At 41.0% G+C, this 17,771-nt stretch carries 8 protein-coding genes and 1 pseudogene; 1 reads left to right on the top strand and 8 read right to left on the bottom strand.

From position 1 onward, the window contains the following. Window positions 1-51: 51 nt before the first annotated feature. The 4 genes and pseudogenes from V7K76_RS28550 to V7K76_RS28535 form a co-directional block, all read right to left on the bottom strand. Window positions 52-977: pseudogene (locus tag V7K76_RS28550) on the bottom strand (ISAzo13 family transposase). Between the two features lie 337 nt (window positions 978-1,314). Next, window positions 1,315-3,015 (bottom strand): CHAT domain-containing protein, encoded by a 1,701-nt coding sequence (locus V7K76_RS28545; protein WP_335030290.1) that lies wholly within the window; start codon window positions 3,013-3,015, stop codon window positions 1,315-1,317. Window positions 3,016-3,165: 150 nt separating this feature from the next. Then, on the bottom strand, window positions 3,166-4,584 hold the full coding sequence (locus V7K76_RS28540) for a tetratricopeptide repeat protein (RefSeq protein ID WP_334950816.1): 1,419 nt from the start codon (window positions 4,582-4,584) through the stop codon (window positions 3,166-3,168). A 56-nt stretch (window positions 4,585-4,640) separates the two neighbouring features. Beyond that, window positions 4,641-6,971 carry a CHAT domain-containing protein gene (locus V7K76_RS28535; RefSeq protein ID WP_334950818.1) on the bottom strand — a complete coding sequence of 777 codons (2,331 nt, stop codon included), beginning with the start codon at window positions 6,969-6,971 and terminating at the stop codon, window positions 4,641-4,643. Between the two features lie 143 nt (window positions 6,972-7,114). Here V7K76_RS28535 and V7K76_RS28530 point away from each other — a divergent pair, with 143 nt between their 5' ends. Further along, on the top strand, window positions 7,115-7,702 hold the full coding sequence (locus tag V7K76_RS28530) for a Uma2 family endonuclease (RefSeq protein WP_334950820.1): 588 nt from the start codon (window positions 7,115-7,117) through the stop codon (window positions 7,700-7,702). Between the two features lie 82 nt (window positions 7,703-7,784). Here V7K76_RS28530 and V7K76_RS28525 read toward each other — a convergent pair whose 3' ends face one another. From V7K76_RS28525 to V7K76_RS28510, 4 genes are all read right to left on the bottom strand, one after another. Further along, on the bottom strand, window positions 7,785-9,935 hold the full coding sequence (locus V7K76_RS28525; RefSeq protein WP_334950822.1) for a S8 family serine peptidase: 2,151 nt from the start codon (window positions 9,933-9,935) through the stop codon (window positions 7,785-7,787). Window positions 9,936-10,023: 88 nt separating this feature from the next. Next, complete coding sequence (locus V7K76_RS28520) at window positions 10,024-14,778, bottom strand: CHAT domain-containing protein (protein ID WP_335030288.1); 4,755 nt, start codon at window positions 14,776-14,778, stop codon at window positions 10,024-10,026. Beyond that, on the bottom strand, window positions 14,779-16,281 hold the full coding sequence (locus tag V7K76_RS28515) for a WD40 repeat domain-containing protein (protein WP_334950824.1): 1,503 nt from the start codon (window positions 16,279-16,281) through the stop codon (window positions 14,779-14,781). 22 nt (window positions 16,282-16,303) lie between these two features. Next, entirely contained in the window at window positions 16,304-17,740 is a 1,437-nt protein-coding gene (locus V7K76_RS28510; protein WP_334950826.1) for a CHAT domain-containing protein, read from the bottom strand. Window positions 17,741-17,771 lie beyond the last annotated feature (31 nt).

Below are 17,771 nucleotides of genomic sequence, written 5' to 3'. Positions count from 1 at the left end.
CGACTTACTTAAAGCTTATGAGTATTTTTATCTACTCGTATCAGAACGGAATTACGTAACTTTATATACTACATCATGAAGTGCGGAATGTGGGTCATAAGTTTCGTGTACTAGCTTAACTACTGGATGAGAACCTTTCCATTTCATAGTACTAGCAAACTTTAAAGCCGTCTCAACTTCATCTAAAATGCTGCCATTCCAATGATTCTCTAGTATTGCCCATGTCCTTTCTATCGGATTATATTTACTATGATATGGAGGGTAGTAAGCTAAACGTATGTTTACTTGATGTTTGTGGGCAAACTCTACTATACGTTTCATAAATTGGGTACGACGTGAACTATTCTGCGGCCCATTATCTTGATTGAGAAGTAGGGTTTGAATATCAGAAAAACGATGCTTTTCTTCTAACCAAAAATCTTCTAAAATATCAACAATAAAATCGCTTGTAACTTTCGATTCTGTAAAGTATAAAAATAGCTCATCAAGTTCTGGAAGGAAGATACCATAAGGAGTTACAGTTGTTTTTGGATTAAAATCATGGTCATCAGCTTTCGCTCCATTCCGGCTTTTACCCCCTCGATCAAATGAGCCAATCTTAACGCGGGCTTTTCCGTCCATACTTAGACGTAAAACAGTCTTATCTTCCGAAGCGTCTTTATTTACTATGTCTAATTGCTCAAAGATTGCATCAGTTTGTGGAATTTTTTTTGAGGTTGAACTTTCTTTACTCTTTTTAGCTTGTAACCTAAATCATTTAATTTGACTCGAATTGTTTCTGATGTATGTAACTTTTCGTCACTATAACCATATTTTTCTATTAGTTGCTTTCTGACTTCGGCAGCACTGAGTCTGGTATATAGCCTTTGACTTTTAAAACTAGGGTCAATTTGACTTTGTGAATCTACTATATTTTTTATATCTTCTAAAAGATTTGGGAAATGTTCTTCTGCTTTATAACGTCCTTTCGCACTCATATTATCAAAGCAAGTAATACCGCTTTCTAATTCTCTTATTCCTTTCCTAATAGTATCTCGATTCCATCCTAATTCTGATTGTGCAAGCCTTTGCCCTCCTAAACCTAAGCCCTGAACTGTCTGTGCCATAAATTTACGCTTTGCTGCACCAAATAATTGAGATGCAGTTTCAATTAACAACTTTTTGAGAGAATCAGTTAATACTATAGCCACCAGTTACCACACTCCAAAACAAGCGTCATTATTCAAATTACTACAAAAGGGGGATGAAGGGGCTGCCGACGGCAGCCCCTTCATCCCCCTTTAAAATGATTATCATTATTGCTGATGGAATAGTTTATTTTCTGGAAGTCCCCCAGATGTAGTTAGCGGCAAAATCCAAGACTTGCAGACTGTTGGAGTCAGGTACGAGTTTTAAAATTGTCTCGGCTTCTTGGCGAGTACCTAAAAGTCGTCCCCAACCTTGGAAATTTAAAATATCGGCAGAACGTTTAAGAGCAGAGCGTTCTAACTCTAAGTCGATGGATTCTTGTTTATTTTGTTGTTTGTTTTGGGCGTTGGTAACTCGCCCATCGGTAGCATTATATACTGGGTCAGCGAGGATAGCTAAAGTTTTAGGTGCTGCTTTGCGTGTGGCGTACTCTTGGCGTTGAATAGCGATCGCTGAAGCGGAAGGTAGATTGACTATTTCATGGTTAAGAAATAGCGGTTGGTAGTTAAAGTTGTTCCGTGATGCCGGAATATTTGGGTTAACATCAATACCTCCTCTATCATTATCTCCCGGAATGACCTCTCCCCCAGCCCCTCCCCTAGTAGGGGAGGGGAGTTTATCTTTTTCCCCCAACACTGGTAGGGAAGGGAGTTGGGAGGTTAGGTCAGCCAACGCCGCAAAGGGAACATATTGCAAAGCTCCATCCGCAACAATAACTAAGCGTTTAGTGCCTAATTTATATTTTACAGGTGCGAGAATGAGTTGACTGAGTTCGGTAGCGGCTTTATCAATACTCTGAGTTTTGATATCTGTACAGGGGTTTTCTTTATTTGTTACCGAAGGTGGTTTAGAACTGTTATGGCTGATCAGACAAAATAAATTGATGGCGCTTTTCTCGATCTCTGCTTTTTTGGGAAGTTCGTAAGTATCGAGAGAATTGGGACTCACCACCCATAGAAAACTGTGTTCTTCGCCCAAGGAATACTGTAACAGCAGCGTGTCTTTATCGAGTTGTTGCTGAATTTGCGGTAATTTTAGGGGTTGGGGATACTTCAGGCTGGCGTATTTCGGACTACTTTGGCGGATTTTCGTTTCCAGTTCCTTTTGTTGTCCCAGCAGTTGCTCGATTTCTGTCTTCAAGTTGTCAGCATTGGCTTGAAAAATTGGGTCTTTAATTTTATTACTATTAACTATCTCAAACCGCAGTTTTTCCCTAGCATCAATTAAGGCTTGTAAGCGTTGTTCTTCTTCTAAAAGTTTTAGATTTGCACCTTTGCGGATATTGGCGCGTGCTTCGGTTAACAGTTCTACAAGTCCCCTAGCGCGAGAGCGATCGCTTGTTTCAATTGCTTGGGCATCATATCCTTTTGATGGGTCTTTTTTGTGCAGTTCCATCAAGATGTCGATTTTGAGTCGGTAATAATCTTGTACGGTGGCAAAAAAGGAGGTTCGTAAATCTGAACTAACGACTTCTTTGCGGATGTTTTCGATGATTTTTATTGCATGATCTATCTGGGTGAGGGCTGCTGGGAGTTGCTTGTTTTGGCGTTGTAGTTTGGCGATATTGTAGAGACTTTGGGCTTGTTCAGAACTTAAGCCCATTTGAGTATAGAGAGAGAGTTGTTCTTCATAAGTTTGTATAGCTTTTTCGGGTTGTTTGAGGGCTGCGTAAACTTCAGCCGCTTTGGTGTAAACTATCCCCTCTATCTCCCTAGCACCTATTTCTCGTGCTAGCTTTATGGCTTTTTGAGAGTCTTCTAGAGCCTGGGAATAATTTCCTTGTTTAATCTCAACTTGAGCGAGAATATTAAGTGTCCCTGCTTCTATAGCTAATTTAAGCTCAACCGTCTCTAAATTACGAGATAAAGCTAGAGCTTGATTGCCAAAACTAATTGTTTGTTGATAATCTCCCGAATTTAGGTAAGTTCTACTAATTTGGTTTAATAATGAGGCTTCATAGTGACAGTTTCCCGTTGTTTATGATATAGACAAAGCTTGCTGATAAGAATTCAGGGCTTGTGGGTAATCTTGCAACTTTCGATAAATATCACCAATGTTGCTCAGAGTCCTAATTTCCTTGCTGCGATCGCCAATAGTTTTCCAGAGGGATAATGCTTGCCTATAAACATTTATGCTCTCAGAATATGCGCCTAAAGATGAGTAAACATCACCGAGAGTCAACAAAGTCTCTGCTTCGTCTGGACGATTTTTAATCTGACGTTGAATGTCTAAGGCTTGATTGAGGGCATCAATCGCTTCTTGTTTTTTCCCTTGCTTGTTTTGAATATCAGCAATATCGGTAAGTATGTTTGCTTTGCCGGGCTTCCCGCCCATAATTTGCCTGAGTTTTAGTGCTTGTTTATAAACATCAAGGGCTTTTTGATATTCCCCAATTGTTGTGTATCCTAGACCGCCAATATTTTCTAGAACTCCCACCTCACCCAAAAGTGTCTCTTGCGTGCGCCATTTTTGAGCCTCTTGTTTCCATTTTTCGATAAGATTGTTAATACCTACGACAGTATTAGGGGTTGTTGATTGATTCGACGAGTTCTTTGGCTGATCAATCTTGGGAGGTTTTTTTATTGATGCTAATTTATCAGAACAACTTGATTCGCTTAACAAGGTATACATCAAATCGAACGTGCTTCTATCTCTCTTAAATTCTGGATCTAGAGTATTAGCTTGCTTGATATAATCAAGTCCTTTATCGATTTCACCGAAGGAACTTGCGTAAGTAATAGCTATATAATCGAGTATTTCAGCTTGTTTGAGGACATCCCCTTTTTCTTTCCAGAAAGCCAAAGCTTTGTTGTAATAATCAAGTGCTTTCTGTTTTTCGCCTAAGTTTTGAGCGTAAATCTGTCCAATTGTCCAAAAAACGGTAGGTGGCAAGTCAAGAGTTTGAGGAAACAGTGATGGAACTTGTTCCTTGTTAGCGATCGCCTTTTCATATTCTCCCATTTCCTTGTAGATCAAAGAAAGTGAAGTAGTGACTGCGCCCTCACATTCCTTATCCCCTAAAGCTTGACAAATAGGTAGTGCTTTCTGAGCATATTCCAAAGCTTTGGGATATTCTCCTCGAAACCAGTAAAATTTAGCAATTTGATCGAGAGTTTTGGCTTCTTTTTTGCGATCGCCTGCTAAACGCCAATATTTTAGAGCTTCTTCCCATTTAGGAATGACTTGGCTTAATAAGGGTGCATGCTGTTTGTTTAATTGTCGGGCTTCTTGTTCTGCTTTTTCAGCCGCAGCACGGTTGCTGTCTGGGGTGTTGGTTTGGGTTATTAGTTGAGAGGGTGGGGTTAAAGGTGTTGGTTTGGGATAGGCGCTGACTGTTTCTGAACCCAAAGATAGGCACAGCAACAGGATTAATCTTAGAGGATGTAGTTTGCTCATATTAGCGTTATATAAATTATCTTTTAGGAATCTCTAACAATTACGAATTAGTTAAACTACTCAGCTTCCCCAATGAGAGTAAAAGCCGCCCAATCAACGGGATTTGGATTAGTTTTCATCGTCGTCAGCATCGCTTGCCGCAGTGCTTGGGCTTTGTCGGAGCCTTTTTGCAGATTTTGATAAAATTCCGTCATTAATAGGGCTGTGGGCGCATCTGGAACCGACCACAGCGATACTAAGACACTGGGTACACCAGCACTAATGAAGGAACGAGATAAACCAATTACCCCATCCCCAGAAATGCGTCCGCGTCCGGTGTCACAAGCGCTTAAAACGACTAATTCGGCGTTTAGCTTCAGGTCGAGGATTTGGGAGGCTGTTAATAAACCATCATCTTTACCCGATGGAGCCAAAGCAATACCGCTATTTAATCCTTGGATATCATCAAATATGCCGTGGGTGGCTAAATGCACAAATCGCGCTTGGGGTAAACGCTTGACTACAGTTGCTTCTGTTGCTTTGTTGCCGATGAGAGGTTCAGTTTTGAGTAACTTGCTAATGGCAACTGCTTCTTGTTCTGCACCAGGTAACGGTTTTAATTGTTGCGGAGTTTCGCCGATTTTTGGGGCGAGAAAAGGCATTGTTGGATTACCTACAATCAGCGTATCTTTCCCTTCTATGGGTTTTGTGCCAGTCCGTTGTTTCTGTTTGTGGGTTAAATCTAAAACCTGAATTGATGGTGATGTGAGGATCGTGTGTTTTTCAATCAGGTATTTACCGTCTGCGTCTTGTAATGCGGCGAAGGGAACGAGGAATAGGCTAAGTTGGGGAATGAAAATAACTCTATCGCTAGAATTTTTGGGTAATAAGTCAGCGATGGGGTTGATTAATAATTCGTGTAGACGCTTTAAATTGTTTTTTGCTTTGGGTGCATTGGGGTTATAAGTTACATTTATGCCGCGAAAAGCTGTACCTCTTGCACCGATAGAGTTGCGGCTGGTGGTAACGAGGTTATCAAGAGTTGTCTTTTCTTTTTGCCACAGGGGTTTCAGGTTAGCTTTGCGGAAGGTAACTTCACCTGTGCGTTTGATTACCCAAATATATAGTTCAGATTCACTAATTTTTCGTTTGCCCTCAACTTTGAATTCATCAACAGTAATTGAATATTCAACGAGAGTGGCATTTTGTTGTTTAGCGATTTGTTGCAGCAGCGATATTGTAGGTTTTTCTGGGATTTGATCGATATTTTTGCCAGACAAGCGTGAAGTCAATAACTCCACAAACGCTCTAGAGCGCCCCAGTTCAGAAATTTCTAGAGCTTCTTTGGTTTTATTCTGAGCAATTAGGACTTGTTGTAGTAAGCCGTAAGCCGCTGTTTGTCTTTCAAAAATAGAGACTTTGTAGCTATCATTGTTGGCCAATCTTTCCCTGACAGATTCCCATACTCCAATGCCAAGGGAGAGGCTTTTTTCTGCATCTGGGAGATTGCCAAATTTATAGAGAGCTAATCCTAGATTATTTAAACTTGCTCCTTCCCCTGCGAGGTCTTTGATTTCACGAGTAATAGCTAATACTTGGTGGTAGTAATCAATGGCTTTAGGGTAATCTCCTAGAGCATAGTAAGCAAGTCCCAGACTACCCAGAGATTCTCCTTCACCTTGAGGGCTTCTAATTTCACGAGCAATCTTCAATTTCTGCTGGTAGTAATTAATGGCCTTAGGGTAATCTCCTAGAGAAAAGTAGGTATTTCCTAAATTGCCCAGAGCATTACCCTCTTCTAAGCGGTTTTTGATTTCACGGGCAATAGCCAAACTCTGCTGGTGGTACTCAATCGCCTCAGCGTAGCCTCCCAGTTCATAGTAAGCAGTTCCCAGATTACCCAGAGCATTACCCTCTTCTAAGCGGTTTTTGATTTCACGGAAAATTACCAAACTCTGCTGGTGGTAATCAATGCTTGAAGCGTATTCTCCCAGGAGACGGTAAACAATTCCCAGATTGCCCAGAGCAGCACCCTCGCCTAAACGGTCTTTGATTTCTCGGGCGATCGTCAAACTCTGCTGGTAGTACTCAATCGCCTTAGCGTAGTCTCCCAGGGAATAGTAAGCCATTCCCAGACCACCCAGAGATTGACCCTCACCTAAACGGTCTTTGATTTCTTGATAGATAATTAGCGCTTGTTGCCAAGATTGTAATGCTGCTTCAAATTGACTGGTTTGATATTGCTCAAAACCTTGCTGCAATAGTCGGTCTGCTTCTACTTTCCGTTCTGCTGGCGTTTGCGCCAATACTTGCGCCACCTTGAATAGTGGAGGCAAATTTGCGATGGGTTGTGAAACAGTCAAGATGAGAGTGATCAATGCGGTTAAACTAAGTTTGCGATCGCGCATAGATTTTAGATCCAGAAGTTTTTATACAGGAGGGAGAAATTTACAAACATATATCTCTCGTCGGTTGGAGGATATGCAAAATTCAGCAAGTAGTTTATAAATCAAATAGGATTGCTATATAACCATTAAATCGGTGATATCCCATGAACGTTGTCACACCAAAGCGATTTACTATTGACGAATATCATCGGCTGATTGAACTGGAATTTCTACAAGAGAGCGATCGCATCGAGTTGATTCGCGGAGAACTAATACAAATGGTAGCTAAGGGCACACCTCATACAGTCTGCGGTTCTATATTATGCCGCCAATTGGATCGATTGTTGGGGGATCGCGCCGTAATTCGTGGACAAGATCCGATTACTTTGCCAAATCAAAGCGAACCTGAACCAGATGTGGCGATCGCACGCGGCAAAGATGAAGATTATCTCGCCCATCATCCTTATCCTGAAGATATTTTTTTAGTGATTGAAATTTCGGACTCAACCTTAATTTACGACCAAACAACAAAGTTAGAAATCTACGCAGAAGCCGGAATTTCTGATTATTGGATTGTCAACTTAAATGTTCGCCAACTTGAGAGTTACAGCCAACCGTATCAAAATGCTCAAGGTGAATTTAATTATCTCAGCAAACAGATATTTTTGCCATATCAGTCAGTTGCGATTCCTGGATTTGAAGATGTCTTATTGGACTTGAGTCGGATTTTTCCCACGGTTGTAAATGCCTAAAAACACGCAATTTTCCATTTAGCACCCAACAGTAGAGACGTTGCATTGCAGCGTCTCTACATCTTAAACATCCAAATTGGCTTTATCGTCCCTTTTTCACCGCTTCCACCGCCGCATCAGCGTTGACTAATCCTTTACCAAAGAAATACTGCTGACCTTTAACTGAGGAAGACACTGCACTTTTACTTGGCAGGGAACCATATAATTTAGTATCTTCCTGAGACATACTTAGCCCTTCATAACTGGCTGTAGATTTCAGGATACTAACTAAGCTTTTTCTGCTAAGTTCTCTATTTTCTCCTTTCATCAATGCCACTACCCCCGCTACGGCTGGCGAAGAAAAAGAAGTACCCTGCACCCACCAGTATTTACCTTTAAGATCAACCACAGAAGACCAACGAGATTCAGGATTGGGGATACCTTGCCAGAAAGCATTCAGCCAAGTACCGCCTGTAGCGGGAATTCCACCCAACAATCCTGGTACATCTAAGTCGCCTCCGGGTGCAACTACATCTAATCCTTTACCGTAGTTACTATAGGGCGCACGATTACCAACAATATTAGTTGCCCCAACTGCAACTACTCCTGTGTAAGCAGCAGGAAAAGATACTTGGTTGAGATTTTCGTTGCCAGCAGCAGCCACAATTACTAGTTTAGGATGTGCTTTGAGAACATCAGCGATCGCTTCTTCTTCTCCCTCAGATGGCAGACTAGCACCCAAGCTAAGATTAATGATATCAGCACCGCGATCGGCTGCGTAGCCAATGGCTTCGATGTAAGCTGAGGTGAGAATACTACCATTCAACCCAAATACCCGCACTGGTAAAATTTGAGCATTGGGAGCTACACCTACTAGTCCTTCACCATTTTGTGGTTTAGCAGCAATGGTTCCACTTACATAAGTGCCGTGAAATTCCGCACCTATTTTATAAGTACGAAAAACGTAACGTAAAACAGTAGCGATTTGCTCTAGAGAGTAATCTGGGTTGTTTTGCTTCACCTCCAGGGCTTCTTCGGGGTATTGCTGAACTAATTTGGCATCAGATAATTGGAAAGTATCTTGAAATTTGGCCGCGAGAATAGCCAGTTCTACCGGGCTGACGCGAGTATCAGCATCACCGTTTTCGCAGGGGTTGCTGCTATCACCACCAGCAGAAAAATCCCAGCCGTGGACTTCCCCTGGACATTTATCAGCAGCTTTCACTGTATACAAACTATCTGCCAAATCGGGATGATCCCATTGAATCAAACTGTCGATAACTGCCACAACTACACCGCGTCCGCCGTTGCTATGCTTCCAGGCATCTGTAACCCGCATATCTGTACGGGTTATAGCCGATTTTGTTACATTTGGTTTTTGCAGACAAGTTTGCAGTGATTCCCAGCTCGATACCTCTTCTTGCAGACATTGTTTAAGAGGTAAACTATCCAAATGCCAGGCCAATCCCAGGAAGTTGGTTTTTTGGGAAATAGCTCTAGTAGATTGAGGGACAGTATTCTGTTTCGTCAGATTGTAATATTGCTGAGAATTTTTCAGATTAGCGACTTGTTTAGCAGCTGTTTTGAGATTTCCGTCAGTCACAGATTGGATAAAGTTGGGTGCAGCAGAAGTAACTCCTTTCACACTGTTTAACTGGTTGGCAGTATTGAGAATTTTTGTACCAGAAGCAACAGTGGATTTGACTATATAGCGATCGCGGTTAAAGCGCAATGGACGGACAATCGCTAAATTATTTTGCTGTAAAATTGTTTGTCTCTGAGCCTCGGTCAGTTTGGCATCAAAGCTGATGATAATTTCGTTGGGGACAATAATGATTTCTTGGCGTTGGCTGCGACTCAGCACTGGTAGGGTAGTTTGCACATAAGCTTGCTGTTGAATGTTCTGCTGCACAATATCCCTAGTTCCCGTTGGCAGACTGACCACAGCATAATTCTCGCCCAAAGGACTGACCCTTGGTGGAGTAATGGCGCGAATACTACCCTGGAGGTCTTTTTGAAGTTGGAGGTACAGGGGGGTAGCCGCCAGGTCACGGGTTGCCACTTTTTTAAAGGCAACTGCGATCGTATCTTGCCGTTGGTTTAGGGGAATGCGTTGTCCTTTATAAAGGTAAAATAAATTACCATCGTCTTGAGTTTGAGCAACTGCGGTAACTTGTGGTGGGAGAGAGAACATACCCAAGCCAGACCAAACAAAACCAGTTAGTAAAATGCCAGATGTAATGCGTTTCATCATGTTATTTTCTTTGATTGAGAGATTATTTTGTAGTGAGGTTTGTAGTAGGGGCTTCAGCCTTTAAGAAAGAAAGCACGCTTTGTGCTGACTACGAACCCTCTGATTCCCCAATTAAGGTAAATGCAGCCCAATTTAAGGGTTCAGGATATTTTTGCATGGTTGTGAGCATGGCTTTTCTTAATGCCGTAGCTTTGTCAAGCTTTTGTTGCAGATTTTGATAAAACTCGGTCATCAGAAAAGATGTGGAATTATCATCAACTGCCCACAAGGAGACAATGACACTGGGGACACCTGCACTAATTAAAGAACGAGATAAACCAATTACACCATCACCAGTAATGCGTCCGCGTCCGGTGTCGCAAGCACTGAGAACGACTAAATCTGCATTTAACTTCAGGTTTAAGATTTCTTCAGCAGTGAGTAAACCGTTATCTTTACTGGAGGGTGCAAGAGCGATCGCACTTCCCAATCCCCGGTTATCATCAAGTAAACCGTGGGTAGCAAAGTGAATAATTCCGGCTTCGGGCATTTTCTGTAAAATTGCGGTTTTGCTGGCTTCTTTACCTATTAGTGCTTTGGTTTTGAGGATTGAAGCAATATCTTTAGCCTCCTTTTCCGCCCAAGGTAGAGATATTAATTGTTCAGGGGGTTTTTCTGGTTCCAACACCACTTTTGGCATCGTCGGATTACCTACAATGAGATACTTGGTATTTAACGTTTCTACACTTCGTTTTTGCTTTGATGTGAAATCTAATACCTGAATTGATGGTGCAGTGAGGATGGTGTGTTTTTCAATTAGGTATTTATCTTGGTCATATTGCAGCGCGGGGAAGGGAACAAGAAACAATTCACCTTGAGGAATAAAGATAACTCGGTCATTGGGGTTACTGGGTAGGATATCTGCAATGGGTTTGATTAAAAAGTCATGGAGTCGTTGTAAGCGTTTGGGTCGATTTGCTCCCTCTGCTGCTGAAACTATGACACCACGAGGATTGCGGCTCTTAATGTCTATTACACCAATAGAAAGACGGGTTTTGTCAACTAATTGCTTGAGAGTTGTATTTTCTTTTTGCCACAAAGTTTTGAGGTCGCTGCGATTAAATGATACTTCTCCCGTGGGTTTGATGACCCAAATATAAAGTTCTGAATCTTGAGTTTGTGGTTTACCATCAACTTTGAATTCATCAGTAATTATGGAATATTGAACCAGGGTTGCATTTTCGTTTTTAGCAATTTGTTTAATCTGTTCAATATTCACTGCTGAAACTTTTGATTGTTCTGTTTGATTAGGGGATAATCGTTTATTGAGTAAATCAATAAAAGCTCTCGCCCTACCACGTTCAGATATTTCCAAGGCTTCATTGATTTTATTTTGAGCAATCAACACTTCTTGTAGTAGGCGGTAGGTGCGAGTTTGCTTTTCAAAGATAGATATTTTGTTGGCATCGTCTAATGTTACGCGGAGATTTTCCCAAATAGCGATCGCATCTCGCAAATATTTTTCAGCTTCAGGCAGTTTACCAGCTTGGCGCAGAGCATTGGCAAGATTGTTTAAAGCATTACCTTCAGCTTCCTTATCTTCATTTTGTTGTGCTTTCGCTAAACTTGAGGAGTGTAATTCCATCGCCTTTATAGTATCGCCAAGTGCAAGGTAAACATTACCTAACCCTCCTAGTGCTTCACCGGGAATAAATTCGGCAGCCTCTTTGTAATATTGAATTGCTTTATTGTAGTCACCCAATGAATAATAAATATTTGCCAAATTAACTTTAGTTTTAGCAACACTGGAAGCATTTTTGTCAATAGCTAATGCTTGCGATAAGTCTTGAATTGCTTCGTTATATTTACCTTGGGATATGTAAATATTGCCGCGATTTTGTAAAACATCTGTTTTAAGTTGTGCGTCTTGATTTTGCTCTATAATTTTTAAAGCATCATTGTAATATTTAATTGCTATCTCATTGTCAGCCAAGGAATTGTAAACATTACCGAGATTAGCTAGATTTTTGACTTGTCTTTGAAGATAGTTGGATTTTTTGGCGATTTCTAGAGCATCATTGTAGGATTTGATGGCTTTGGTGTAGTCGCTGAGGCAATAGTAAGCGTTACCGAGTTGTTCGAGGATGACTGCTTGATTTTCAGTGTCGGAGATTTCTTGGTAAAGTTTTAGAGCTTTTTGCCAAGGGTCGAATGCTTGGGCGCAGTTAGGGGCGTAGAATTGTAGATCACGCAGTCTGCCTGCTTCAACTTTGGGGGAAGAAGAAGGAGGAGCTAAACTCAAAATAGCTAATTGCTTGCCAGATAAATCCCATATACGGGCAGTCCCATCCTTAGATGCAGTGAGTATACTTTTACCGTCTAGGCTAAAAACAGCACTATTTAAACTACCTTGATGTCCTTTAATTTTCGTTATTAGCCTACCAGATATATCCCAGACTCGTGCGATGCTGTCATGGGATGCAGTAAGAATCAGCTTGCTATCTGGACTAAAGCTGGCATCCGAGATAATACCTTCTTGTTGGAGTAGAGAGATTTGTTCACCGTTAGTGTCCCATATTTGCAAGTTGCCCGTATTTGCAGATTCAGTAATTATCAGCTTACTATCTGGGCTGAAGGTAGCAGTTTTGAAAATTCTATGATACTGGAATTGGGCGAGTTGTTTACCATTAATATTCCATAATTTTACAACTAAGGGTTGATTGCCCGCGGTGATAATGAACTTATTATTTGGACTAAGACGAGCCTCACTTAGGTGCTGGAGTTGGACAAGTTGTTTACCATTAATATCCCACACATTTACAGTGTCACTATTAAAGGGTGACGTGATAATAAGCTTCCCGTCGGTGCTGAAATTGGCATCACCAAAACCACCTTGGTGCTGGAATTGGATGATTTGTTTGCCGCTAATATCCCATACTTTCGCAATATGATCTTTACATTTCGGAGTACACACTGTAGTAACAATCAGTTTACTATCGGGACTGAAACTTGCACTATGTACAAAATGCTCATGCTGGAGTTGGGTAACTAGTTTGCCATTAACATCCCACACTCGCGCAGTGTTATCCAAAAACGTGGTACTCAGAATTAGATTACCATCTGGGCTGAAACTAACATTATCTATACCATCTTGAAGTTGAATTAGGGTGATTTGTTTGCCATTAATATCCCACACTCGCGCGATTTTGTCATCAGATATAGTGAGAATCAGCTTACCATTAGAACTGAAGCTAGCCTTGTTGAAACCACTTTCATGTCGCAGTTGAGCAAGCAGTTTGCCATTAATATCCCATAATTTTGCTACATCACCAGATTTAGTTAGGATAAAATTACCATCTGGGCTAAAGCCTTGACTTTCAACATAGACACTCTGATGGTGAAGCTGGGCAAGTAGTTTGCCGTTTATATCCCACAAATTTGCTGTCTTGCCAAAAACCGAAGTAGTGACAATAAGTTTCGCATTCGGGCTGAAGTGGACACTAGAAATAGAACTAGAGAGAATATCTTGATGTTGGAGTTTAGTAAGTAATTTACCGTTTATATCCCATATTTGTGCTGTGTTGTCATCAGATGCAGTGACAATCAATTTACCATTTGGGCTAAAACTAGCGCTTTCGACACTTTTCTGATGCTGGAGTTTGGTAAGTAATTTACCGTTTATATCCCATATTTGTGCTGTGTTGTCATCAGATACAGTGACAATCAAGTTACCATTTGGGCTGAAGCTAGCGCTTTTGACACTTTTCTGATGCTGGAGTTTGGTAAGTAATTTACCGTTTATATCCCATATTTGTGCTGTGTTGTCATCAGATGCAGTGACAATCAATTTACCATTTGGGCTGAAACTAGCGCTTTTGACACTTTTCTGATGCTGGAGTTTGGTAAGTAATTTACCGTTTATATCCCATATTTGTGCTGTGTTGTCATCAGATACAGTGACAATTAACTTGCTATCTGGACTGAAGCTAGCACTTTCGATTCCATACTCATCGAGCCTAGTAAGTAGTTGTCCGTTAAAATCCCATACCCGTGCAGCACCTTCACTATTGCGTGCGGTTACAGTAATAATCAGTTTACCGTTAGGGCTAAAGCTAACGCTAGAGACATCACTCGGATGCTGAAGTAAAGCGAGTTGTTTACCGTTAACATCCCACACTCGCGCAGTCTTGTCATAAGATGCAGTGGCAATCAACTTACCATCTGGACTAAAATGAGCGTCACTGATACCAGTATCTTCTTTTAAATTTATTGGGGATTCTTTTGCATCAACATAACGATTATCTGGCAAGTTCGGTTTAGTATTTTTTGACAAAAACCACAATTGCACAGCTTTATTGGATACAGTGAGAATCAATTCACTATCGAGGTAGCTCTGGCTCAGTTTACCGGGGATTTGAGTCAGTAATTTACCGTTAATATCCCACACATTTGTTATATTCCAAGATGTGGTAAAAATAATCTTACCATCAGAACTAAAGCTGACATTATCAGCATAACCTGTGTACGCAGACTTATCTTGCAGGTGAGTCAGTAATTTACCGTTAACATCCCATATTAGGGCTGTGTTGTTATTATTAATATTATAGGCACTGCCGGTGACGATCACTTTGCCATCTGGGCTAAAACTGGCACTTTTGACTTTATCTCGATGTTGAAGTTGGCTAATTTGTTTACCGTTAATATCCCATATTCGTGCAGTTTTATCATCAGATGTGGTGACAATCAACTTGCCATCTGGGCTAAAACTAGCACTTGTGACTTCATCTTGATGTTGAAGTTGGGCTAGTTGTTTACCGTTAATATCCCATATTCGTGCAGTTTTATCATCAGATGTGGTGACGATCTACTTGCCATCTGGGCTAAAACTAGCACTTATGACTTTATCTTGATGTTGGAGTTGGCTAATTTGTTTACCGTTGATATCCCATATTCGTGCAGTTTTATCATCAAATGCGGTGCTAACAATTAGCTGACTGTCGGAACTGAAGTTAATACTTGTAATTCTATGGTATTCATGCCCTTTAAAAATGGCTAACTGCTTACCATTAGTATTCCACACACGAGCTGTATCATCATCCGATGCGGTGACAATCAGCTTGCCATTTGGGCTAAAACTGGCGCTGTTAACGCCACGCTCATGCCCTTTTAGTTCAACGATTAGTTTACCACTTATGTCCCATACACTGGCTGTGTTGTCTGTAGAAGCAATGACAATTAACTTACGATCAGGGCTGAAAGTGGCATCCTGGACTACATGATCATGTATACGTAACTCAATAAACCACCTGCTACCCATATCCCACACTCTGGCTGTACCATCATTAGCCGCAGTCACAATCCACTTGCCATCTGTACTAAACTTGGCACTATTCACCCCCCCAGTATGCTGTTGTAATTTTCCTATCAACTTGCCTGATGACTTCCACACTAAGGCTGTAAAATCAACTGACGCAGTTACAATTTGTTTTCCATCCGGGCTAAAACTCGCACTATACAAACTATCCTTATGCCCTTCTAAAACTGCTAACTGCTTACCTGATATATCCCAGACACGGGCAGTTTTATCATCCGACGCTGTAACAATCTGCTTACTATCTGGACTAAAACTTGCACTCCAAACAGTGTCAGTATGCCCTTTCAACTCCGCTAGCAACTTACCTGACAAATCCCAAACTCGCGCAGTTTTATCTGCCGATGCTGTTACGATGCGCTTACCATCTGGACTAAAACTCGCACTGTACACACTACTTTCATGGACTGAAAATTCTTTTAGCTGTTTGCCAGATAAATCCCATAACCGGACAGTTTTATCTGCACCTGCTGTTACTATTTGTTTACCATCTGGGCTAAAATTCGCACTATAAACATTACCCTGATGCCCTTTTAACTCAGCTAGCTGTTTACCCGAAACATCCCAAACACGAGCAGTACCATCAAAAGATGCAGTGACAATCAACTTCCCATCCGGGCTAAAATTCGCACTTTTAACATTGCCTTGATGCCCAACTAATTCTGCTACCTGCTTTCCAGCAAAATCCCAGACACGAGCAGTATTATCAGCACCTGCTGTCACAATTAACTTACCGTCAGGACTAAAACTCGCACTGTTAACGCTACCCTCATGCCCTTTAAATTGTCTCTCTTCTGCAAAGTAATCAATAAAACTTCCAGTGACAGCCTCCGTTTGCTGCTGATTTGGTGTTTGTGCTAACACCTGTGGCGCAAAGAAAAACCCGGAAAAATTCTGCGGGAATGTAGGTGCAATTGTTACCAGAAAAGCACTCAAAGCGATTAAAATGATTCTGCTTGTGCGATGGGCTATGCCCCACCTGCGGCGATCGCGCATAATTTATCAACCTAATCTAGAACTACAACACACCAATCAGGGTAAAAGCCGCCCAATATTGAGGATTTGGGTATTTTTTCATAGTTGCTAACATCGCATAACGCAAGGCAGCAGCTTTATCTGGGTTTTCACTGAGTTTTTGATAAAACTCTATCATTAAAAAGGCAGTCTCTTTATCAGGTACACTCCATAAAGAACCAATCACGCTGGGAACTCCGGCTGCGAAGAAAGAACTAGATAAGCCAATCACACCATCGCCAGTGATTTTGCCTAGTGCTGTCTCATTTGAACTCAACACAACTAAATCTGCTTTGAGGTTCAAGTTCAGAATTTCTTCAGATGTTAGCCAACCATCATCTTGTGGTGAAGGTGCAAGTGCAAGTCCGCAAGATATTTCTGATGAATCATTACATCCGCCTTGGGTTGCTAAGTGAATAATTCTGGCTTGGGGCATTTTTTGGACAACTGCGGTTTCTGTAGCTGCATCACCTGTGAGTGCTTGGGTATGGAAAATCTCAGCTATTTGTTTTGCTTCCTGTTCTGCGCCTGGTAGTTGCGATAGTTTCTCTGGAGCCTCCCCAGGCTTTAAAGAAATGCTGGGCATGGTAGGATTACCGACAATTAGCATATCTTTAGCTACACCTTTATTTTGCTGTTGTCGCTGATAAAGTAAATCCAATACCTGAATTGATGGTGCAGTGGCAATAGTATGTTGCTCAATCAAATATTTACCCTTGGCATTTTGCAAGGCTGCAAAAGGTACAAGAAATAATTCACTTTGGGGAATAAAAATGATGTGTTCATCGGGTTGAGTTGGTAAAAGGTCTGCGATGGGTTGAATTAACAGTTGATATAGTTTTTGTAGTCTTTGATTAGACTTATTTACATTGTGATCCGGCACTTTTTGAATGCCGCTTTTAAGATTACTACTTACTACACCAATAGACTGACGACTCTTTATAATTAAATCAGATAAAGATGTTTTCTCTTTCTGCCATAGTGGTTTAATGTCAACGCTACGAAATGCTATTTCACCTGTAGGTTTAATCACCCAAATATACAATTCTGATTCCTTAGTTTGTTTTTTACCATTAATAATCACTTCATCATTAATAATGGAATATTGCACAAGTGTGGCATTTTGTTGTTTAGCTACTTGTTTAATTTGTTCGGTACTTGGTGCATTAACTTCTGATATTGATAATTGCTGGGCTAATAAATTTACGAATGAACGATTACGGCTGCGTTCAGAAATTTCTAAGGCTGCTTGATATTTTTTTTGAGAGATGAGAGTTTTTTGTAATTGTTGATAATTTGATGTTTGAGGTTCTAATATGGTCGATTGCTCGGCTGTTGTTTGTGCCAAAACTTTGGTATATTTGGCTAGATTAGAGAAGGAGATAGTTACTAGGATAATTAGGGTAATTGAGGTGATTTGAGAAAATGATTTTTTTTGCATATTATTGAGGTAATTTAATCACGCAGAGAGG

Source organism: Nostoc sp. (assembly GCF_036917975.1).
Taxonomy (GTDB): Bacteria; Cyanobacteriota; Cyanobacteriia; order Cyanobacteriales; family Nostocaceae; genus Nostoc.
This window is presented reverse-complemented; position numbering and strand designations above follow the sequence as displayed.

What these genes read in the sequence shown, in the direction of transcription:
- V7K76_RS28525 (WP_334950822.1), bottom strand. Translation starts at nt 9,935, where the DNA reads ATGATGAAACGCATTACATCTGGCATTTTACTAACTGGTTTTGTTTGG.
- V7K76_RS28530 (WP_334950820.1), top strand. Translation starts at nt 7,115, where the DNA reads ATGAACGTTGTCACACCAAAGCGATTTACTATTGACGAATATCATCGG.
- V7K76_RS28515 (WP_334950824.1), bottom strand. Translation starts at nt 16,281, where the DNA reads ATGCGCGATCGCCGCAGGTGGGGCATAGCCCATCGCACAAGCAGAATC.
- V7K76_RS28510 (WP_334950826.1), bottom strand. Translation starts at nt 17,740, where the DNA reads ATGCAAAAAAAATCATTTTCTCAAATCACCTCAATTACCCTAATTATC.
- V7K76_RS28535 (WP_334950818.1), bottom strand. Translation starts at nt 6,971, where the DNA reads ATGCGCGATCGCAAACTTAGTTTAACCGCATTGATCACTCTCATCTTG.
- V7K76_RS28540 (WP_334950816.1), bottom strand. Translation starts at nt 4,584, where the DNA reads ATGAGCAAACTACATCCTCTAAGATTAATCCTGTTGCTGTGCCTATCT.